The sequence below is a fragment of the Daeguia caeni genome (assembly GCF_042653845.1).
Classification (GTDB): Bacteria; Pseudomonadota; Alphaproteobacteria; order Rhizobiales; family Rhizobiaceae; genus Brucella; species Brucella caeni.
In genome coordinates this window covers 1-1,526 of the sequence record NZ_JBHSEL010000074.1, presented here as the reverse complement: position 1 = coordinate 1,526, position 1,526 = coordinate 1, and the positions used below count along the sequence as shown (strand labels likewise).

The window sequence follows — 1,526 nt, the reverse complement described above, 5'->3', positions numbered from 1 at the left end:
GACGACCCATTCCTCGCGCTGTCCGGGGCCAGCGCGCTCAGGGGTTTCTACACGACGGGCCTGATCCTGCACCGGCCGGACGAAGACGCATCAGAGCGGAAGCTTGAGATCGAGCTCAGGAACGGCCCCGCGCTGAAGCCCAAACTCGTCGACAAGGTCAAGGGGGCGTGGGTCGAGGTCAACCCGATGAACGAACGGCTCGTGCGCGCCGAACAGGGGGCGAAGTTCGATGCCGAGCGGGACCGCAAGCGGGACGTGATCCTCGACATTCTCTTCGAGGAAGCGGCCGAGGGCCGGCTCTACACGACGATGCAGTTCGCCGAAGCCTTCGAGAACAAGAGCGGCCTTGGCAGCAAATTCACGATCAGGGAACGCCTCAGTGTCCTCGCCACGAAAGGTCACATCAAGTTCCTGCGCGACGGCGCACAATTCGGATACCCAAAGGTCCGGTCGCGCTTCGGCTATCTCTGCGTCAAGGGCATGCGTTTCCGCCCCGAGGAACAGGTAGACCCCGAGACCGGGGAAGTCCGCGAGACCGCCGCTCCGGTGCTGCCGAGCCACTATAAATGCCCGCTTTCCGGCGTCTGCATGGACGTCGAAAACCCGGCTGTCTGGGTCTATCCCGAGACGACGACGGACGCGGAAGAGGCCTCCCCAACTCCTAAGAGTGAGGCCTAACTCCTATGTCCTCCCCAACTCCTGTTTCAATGAAATCAATGACTTGCGGCGGTCGAGGAGTTAGTGGCCCAACTCCTCCCCAACTCCTCCAAAATCATGTTTTGCGACGTGTTTTCAATGCGTTGGGCGATGTGGAGGAGTTAGTGGGGAAAGCCCCCATACTACGTATGGGGGGCCAACCGGAGGAGTTGGCCCCCATCCCATACGTAGCGGGGCGTCCGCGCGCGGGGGCTTTGACCTTCCGTGAACCCCAATCCGACGACGGCGGCCGCTACCGCCAAGCATCAACCGCCGTCGTCTTCCACCCGAGCAGCCAAACAGAAAAGGAGACCACCCATGGCTGATACGACTCTGTCCGGCGTCGAGCCGGGCGCAACCCTGAATCCGCCGTCGCGCACGATCCTTGCCCTCGATCTGGGCACCACGACAGGCTGGGCCTTGCGCGGCCATGATGGGCTGATCACCACCGGCACGGTCTGCTTCCGTCCCGGCCGCTTCGACGGCGGCGGCATGCGCTATCTTCGCTTCACCAACTGGCTGACCGAGATCGACCGGCAGTCCGGTCCTGTCGCCGCGATCTGGTTCGAAGAGGTCCGCCGCCACGCAGGCACCGACGCGAGCCACATCTACGGCGGGCTCATGGCCACGCTCACATCATGGGCTGAGCTTCGGGGCGTACCCTACGAGGGCGTTCCGGTCGGCACGATCAAGCGTCACGCCGCTGGCAAGGGCAATGCCGACAAGGCTGCCGTCATGGCCGCCGTTCGCGCCCGCGGCTTCAGCCCGGCCGACGACAACGAGGCCGACGCCATCGCGATCCTGCTCTGGGCGCTCGAGACGAAGGGAGG

The 1,526-nt window shown here is 64.2% G+C and carries 2 protein-coding genes; both read left to right on the top strand.

Going from position 1 to position 1,526, the window contains the following annotated elements; genetic code table 11:
- A partial coding sequence (locus tag ACFO1V_RS09460) for a hypothetical protein (protein WP_380075090.1) occupies positions 1 to 678 on the top strand: 678 nt, incomplete at its 5' end.
- Between the two features lie 336 nt (positions 679 to 1,014).
- The coding region (locus tag ACFO1V_RS09455; protein ID WP_380075089.1) for a hypothetical protein at positions 1,015 to 1,526 on the top strand (512 nt) is incomplete at its 3' end.